The sequence below is a fragment of the Microcystis sp. M44BS1 genome (assembly GCF_020244875.1).
GTDB lineage: Bacteria > Cyanobacteriota > Cyanobacteriia > Cyanobacteriales > Microcystaceae > Microcystis > Microcystis panniformis.
Map to the genome: position 1 here is coordinate 1 of NZ_JADBVM010000252.1, position 6,424 is coordinate 6,424.

Consider the following 6,424-nt stretch of genomic DNA (forward strand, 5'->3'; position numbering starts at 1 on the left):
ACAGGTCGGTGCTCGGGTTAAGCTGTCAGGAGCAAGCTGGAAACGAGAGAATGTTTCCCCTATTCTCCGTCTGCGATGTGCTTATCTCAATCGCTCCTGCCTTCTGAGTATTTATGCTCATTCCTAAGTGGGATGCACCCCTGACCGAATCTAGGTTCTGAAACCCTTGCTTGACAAGGGAACGCTAACTTTTTTTCTAATAAAAACTCAAATTTCGGGTTTCTGTTAGTTAGCACTCGCTTGAAGGCTTACCCCATAAGAGAGCCAGAGTTGAGAGACTGTAAGATTTTTGCCAGAGTTCCTCCAAGAGCGATATATCAAAAGTATTACCTATAAAAGTAAGTTACGGCGTTTCTCCTAAAGATGAAGTATGAGACAATTTAGCATTTGGCAGGGTGCATCTCATGTTTCTAAATCTACTAAGTTGGGATTTTTCAAGGAAGTCCGTAGGTTGGGTTGAGCGAATCAATAGGTTAAAGAAAACCTCTCAATTTTAGGGGAAAGCGAAACCCAACATTTCAGTTCGTAGGTTGGGTTGAGCGAATCAATGGGTTAAAGAAAACCTCTCAATTTTAGGGGAAAGCGAAACCCAACAGCCAACACCTAAATCCGTCGGAATCGGCGCTCGCTTCTCATGACCTTTTGTGGGGTTTCCTTGGCTCAATCCAAGCGTACTATAGTTGGGTTTCCTTACGTCAACCCAACCTACAAGTTGAGTTCGTAGGTTGGGTTGAGCGAATCAATGGGTTAAAGAAAACCTCTCAATTTTAGGGGAAAGCGAAACCCAACAGCCAACACCTAAATCCGTCGGAATCGGCGCTCGCTTCTCCTGACCTTTTGTGGGGTTTCCTTGGCTCAATCCAAGCGTACTATAGTTGGGTTTCCTGACGTCAACCCAACCTACAAGTCCTTTTTGTTGGGTTGAGTTCGTAGCAACTGTATCGCCAGTTCGTTCATCAGGTTCGGCTTCACCTTCCCGTTAACGTAGTCACAAGCGGTTCGGGTTCTACTTGGAGTTGGCAAGATCTGGTCAGGACTGGTTTCATCCCCTCATTAATAATCAAAACATGAGGATTTTGAGGAAGATGCAAGAATTTATTGGCGATTTTCGGGGCATCGAACCCCTCAAAGCCGAACGGTAGGGACTCGCACGGTTTCGTTGAGAAAATTGTCGGAAAAGAGATATTAACTCAGAAAGCGATTATACTCAATGATCGAAGACTATTGGCCGGCGATCGATGAACCAAGACAACGAGATTAGTCATTTACTAGACCTCATGCCTGCTTCGGGACGGATGATGACCCGCATTGTCAGCAAACCCGAAAGCAGCAAGGTAATCGAAACTAATTTTCCCCTGCCCTGGCAAAGAGGAGTCAGACCGATTCCAATTAATTTTGACCTCTGGCGGCAATTATCAAGACCCCAACGGGATTTAGTCTTGTTAAGGGCCGTCTGTGTTTTAACGGCAGTAAAATGGTTTAAACCCGATCTCGATCGAGTAATTGCCCTGGCTGGTATGATCGGTTTAACCGTGGAAACCCTGCAAACCGATGCCGTCGGTATGGCAGTAGCGGGGGGTTTAACTGCCTTGGCAATTAACCGGATTTGGCGGGAAAAACGCAGCCCCCAACGGGAATTAGATGCGGATGAAGCAGCCCTAAAAGTGGCCGTTAGACGCGGTTACACGGAAACCGAGGCCGCTAAAAGCTTATTATCGGCTATTGAGACTATAGCTGAAATTGAAGGGCGATCGAGTCTCAATTTTAACGAGTTATTGCGCTGTCAAAATCTGAAAAAATTAGCCAATCTCTCCTTTGTTGGTGTTCCCGATCAGGTGAGACAATCCTAGGGTCAGTTGTTTTGGCTATCAGCTTTCTTTTTACTGATTACCGATCACTGACTACTTAAATCCCTAACCCTAAAATAACTACTATAAAAATATCTTTCCCCTTGCTCAATGGCTGCAATTGACTCTTTAGAAAAAGTCTTAAAATATCACTTTGGCTACGATCAATTTCGACCGAATCAACGCCAAATAATTGAGGCTGCTTTAAATAATCAGGATTTATTAGTAATTATGCCCACCGGAGGCGGTAAATCTCTCTGTTTTCAGCTACCTGCTTTAATCAAAAAAGGGGTGACGGTGGTGGTTTCTCCCCTAATTGCTTTAATGCAGGATCAAGTAACTGCTTTAGCTGATAATGGCATCGGGGCAACATTTCTCAATAGCACTTTAAATGCTAAACAAGTCAGAGAAAGAGAATCTTTAATCCTGCAAGGAAAAATTAAACTGTTATATGTCGCGCCAGAAAGATTATTATCGCCTAGTTTTTTAGATTTTTTAGCTGTTATTGATAATTACCTTGGTTTAGCCTGTTTAGCGGTAGATGAAGCTCACTGTGTCTCCGATTGGGGTCATGATTTTCGCCCTGAATATCGACAAATTAAACAAGTTCGTCAACGCTTTCCCTCTGCACCAATTCTGGCTTTAACTGCCACCGCTACCCAACAGGTTAGGGAAGATATTATTCAACAATTAGGATTGCGAGATACTTCCATTCATATTGCTAGTTTTAATCGTCCTAATCTTTATTATGAAGTTCAACCTAAAACCAGTAAATCTTATCAGCAATTGTATCAATATATTAAAGGACAAAAAGGATCAGGAATAGTTTACTGTATCAGCCGGAAAACCGTCGATAAAGTTGCCGAACAGTTACAAAAAGATGGTATTGATGCCCTACCCTATCACGCGGGTATGGAGGATCGGGAAAGAAGTAAAAATCAAACCCGTTTTATTCGGGATGATGTGCAGATTATGGTGGCGACAATTGCCTTCGGTATGGGGATTAATAAACCCGATGTGCGCTTTGTCGTTCATTATGATTTACCCCGCAATTTAGAGGGATATTATCAAGAATCTGGCCGCGCCGGTAGGGACGGAGAACCGGCTAAATGTACCCTCTTTTTTAGCTTTGCAGATGCCAGAAAAATTGAGTATTTTATTAACCAAAAAACCGAGCAAAATGAACAACAGAAAGCTCGTCAACAATTGCGACAGGTGTTAGATTATGCTGAAGGGACTGAATGTAGAAGATCGAGCGTACTAGGTTACTTTGGAGAAAGTTTTTCGGGTAACTGTGGTAACTGTGATAACTGTCGGAATGGGAACAATTCTGAGGATTGGACGATCGAAGCACAAAAATTTTTATCCTGTGTGGCGCGGACGGGACAGAAATTCGGTATGATGCACATAATCAACGTACTCAGGGGAGGAAAAGGTGAAAGAATCAGCCAATATCAACATCATTTATTATCTACTTATGGCATCGGTAAAGATAAAACTGTGCAGGAGTGGAAACGTTTAAGTCGTTCCCTTGTCCAGCAAAATATATTAGTAGAAACTGAAGACGATTTTAGAATCTTGAAACTTAATCAACACAGTTGGGAAGTGATGCGGAAACAACGTTCCGTGTTTATTGCCGTCCCCCAGAAAGCTAACGGTCAAATCGTGGGAGACGACAATCCCAATATGGTGGAAAGTGATTTATTATTCGAGCGCTTGCGGCAACTGCGGAAAAAAATTGCCGATAGTCAAGGGGTTCCTCCCTACGTTATTTTCCATGATTCTAGTCTGCGTTTGATGGCCCAATCGAAACCCCGGAATTTGGGGCAGTTTCGTCAAATTTCTGGAGTAGTACACAGTAAAGTACAACAGTATGGGGATATATTTATAGCGGCAATTAATGATTTTTGTCAGGATAGTCTTCCCTCTACTCAATTCCTCACTCTCCAATACTATCAAGATGGGTTGAATGCGGAAGAAATCGCTCGCAAAAGAAGCTTAAAAGTCTCAACCATCTATGAACATTTAGCTAAATTGCTAGAAGCGGGTTACGAAATTGATATTAATCAGTTAGTCTCTAAAAATAAACAGGAATATATTCGTTTAGTGATCGAAAAAGTGGGTGATCGATCCCTGAAAACTCTCAAAGAAAATCTGGGAGATAATTATAGTTATGAGGAAATTAAATTAGTTGTTGCTTGGCAAAGACGACCCCGGCAATAAGGCCAGAGCAACTCTTTTGATGCAACCCTCCACTTTACAGGCAATAGGCAATAAATAATCAGTTTTTAATAACCGGATTTAGTATTACAACCAGTGGGTTAATCGGCTCAAAAATTGCTTTTTCTGGGGTTGAAAAATTTTCAACCCCAATTTTTATCATCCAGGAAAAATAACTTCTAGGGGAGCGGGAATCATCTCGCTACGAAAGTCAAGAATCTGGACGAGGATTAAATAGGCAACGGCGATTAAAATCGAAATTGCTCCCGTGATAATGGCGATAATTTTAGCAGAATTCATATAATTAACCGTTAATTTCCTGAGATTATTGATCTATTCCCGCAAAAGCTACCGAAATTTATTCTCATCTACGATTGCGAGCCTAAACAATTTAAACTGAATATATCTTACAGCACAATTCTCCGAGGCGATCGAGAGGAGGAAAATCTTTACCGAATCAAGGTTAGTTACGGTTAAAGAGATTTTGCCATCAGTTCCACGAAAGAATAGGGTTTATCAGCTAGGAGAACATTCAGAATTTTGACTAATCCCGAACTGAGGTTCAGGTTGAAACCCAGTTTGACGAGAGATAGTCCTTGCGGCTCAGTGTATAGATTAACATCTATGGTAAAGCTTACAATTATTTGTTATTTGAATCTAGACAACCAGCAAAACCCTTGCTATAATCGACAGTATATGGTATAAGACCAATTACATCCACTGCATCCGCATCGGCATCCTCAAAGTTGATCAACCTCGCTTTGTTTTAAGGTAGGCTAAGGTCTGCCTTACTTTTTTGGGTTGGGAAGCACTGGAGTTGGGGGAAAAGAGGAAAATGGGTCATTAAAGCTTAATTATCAGGAAAAAGCTCTGATCGTGTCTAAATTCTAGCTTTCTTTCGGGGCAAGCTTTCGGGTGATCAATAACTAACAGAAACTAAATTTTCGAGTTGTTGTTAGAAAATAGGCGAGCGCTCGCTTATAAAATAAGAGTTTCAGCACTTATGTGTTGACAGGGATTTTCCGAGATAGAAGAGCGATAAGATTTTTATTCACCTATGATAAACCTATGGCCTAAAATAATCATAAGGAGACAACATCACTCAATTTAAACTACTGACAGGAGAAGGAAAAGTCGGGACATACGGCGACTTGTTAAAATTAGGTAGTAGAGGAGATAACTTAACCCCTCATCATCTACCATCCAATGCGTATATGAAAGCGAAAATCAAAGGTTACACAACTAATCAAGGAATTGCTATCATGATGGAACACTTATCCCCCGGAAAAGGAGGTCGTCATCGTCAAACCTTATCTTATGGTAAAAGTCCAGACTTAACCCTTTCCCCTCGACAAACCTTAGCACAAGAAGTTTGGGATATTCGCTCAATTTATCTAGGTCAAGGATTATATAATGCAGATATTAGAAAGGGATTACAAGAACTCATTCAACTTAATAAAACTACCTGGTCAACCTTTTTTGATTAAGGAGCAACAACCCCATGAATTTAATAAAAATCCTACAAGAGAATCGCTTAATGAAAACATCCCAAGAAATTAACTTATTTGAGGAAACATTAGAAAAACTTACCAAATATCCTGATGATAAACATTTAAAAGACTTACATCTTATCCTAGATGATAACTGTGAACATCCTGAAATTATGTTTAGTTTAGTGCATTTTTTAGAAGATTTTGAACCCCAACAACAAATACAAGCTTTTATTGAAGTGATTCCTCAATTAATGATAACTGCACCAGAATGGACAAAAATCATTCACTATCGAATGATTAATGATGAATCTGCTGTTAAAATTTATCAGAATAGTCTGGAATTAGCCAATCAAAAAACACCTCATTTTTTGTATCAACTTTTACTAGAAAGCGTCAAAAATTATATTAATTCATCCTCGGAGGTCATCTTAACCTAAATTTTTGTATGACTTATAGAAATTAAAATGATATTTTGGTATCTGTAATCCCTTAAAAAATGTCGCTTTTTCTGGCATTTGTTCAACCTTGATTAATTTAATTTGAGACTCAGCGACTTCCCCCAACCCCCCAAAAGCTTGGATTGAGTAATAAAATCAAAAGTAAACGCCAATTTTAAAAGAAAGTTTCCCCTTAAAAATCCCAACCTATATCTTGAGCAATTAAACCCTCGACACTGTGGCCATCTTCTCCTTGAGACATGAGGTAACGTTCAATTAAAGGCAAACCGCTCAACTAAACTTACTCAAACTTACTTAAAAGCCTGAAAGCTTAGTCATTCGTAGTGGATCAAGCACTACAGGATTAAACGGCAAACCCTTTATTCCCTGGTCAATGACATCAGGAATTACTTTTCTAATGATGTTA

At 40.2% G+C, this 6,424-nt stretch carries 5 protein-coding genes; 4 read left to right on the forward strand and 1 reads right to left on the reverse strand.

Going from position 1 to position 6,424, the window contains the following annotated elements; genetic code table 11:
• Nucleotides 1-1,238: 1,238 nt before the first annotated feature.
• Complete coding sequence (locus IM515_RS19720; RefSeq protein ID WP_158199998.1) at nucleotides 1,239-1,850, forward strand: DUF3318 domain-containing protein; 612 nt, start codon at nucleotides 1,239-1,241, stop codon at nucleotides 1,848-1,850.
• Nucleotides 1,851-1,958: 108 nt separating this feature from the next.
• On the forward strand, nucleotides 1,959-4,070 hold the full coding sequence (recQ, locus tag IM515_RS19725) for a DNA helicase RecQ (protein ID WP_287629604.1): 2,112 nt from the start codon (nucleotides 1,959-1,961) through the stop codon (nucleotides 4,068-4,070).
• Between the two features lie 156 nt (nucleotides 4,071-4,226).
• On the opposite strand, the gene IM515_RS19730 is transcribed toward recQ, so the two are convergent.
• On the reverse strand, nucleotides 4,227-4,367 hold the full coding sequence (locus IM515_RS19730) for a hypothetical protein (protein ID WP_002760440.1): 141 nt from the start codon (nucleotides 4,365-4,367) through the stop codon (nucleotides 4,227-4,229).
• A gap of 914 nt (nucleotides 4,368-5,281) precedes the next feature.
• Between IM515_RS19730 and IM515_RS19735 the strand changes: the two genes are divergently transcribed.
• Both IM515_RS19735 and IM515_RS19740 read left to right on the forward strand, forming a co-directional pair.
• Nucleotides 5,282-5,554 carry a hypothetical protein gene (locus IM515_RS19735; RefSeq protein WP_002760442.1) on the forward strand — a complete coding sequence of 91 codons (273 nt, stop codon included), beginning with the start codon at nucleotides 5,282-5,284 and terminating at the stop codon, nucleotides 5,552-5,554.
• 14 nt (nucleotides 5,555-5,568) lie between these two features.
• A complete protein-coding gene (locus IM515_RS19740; protein ID WP_190720290.1) occupies nucleotides 5,569-5,997 on the forward strand; it encodes an Imm30 family immunity protein in 429 nt (142 codons plus the stop codon).
• The last annotated feature ends 427 nt before the right edge of the window (nucleotides 5,998-6,424 follow it).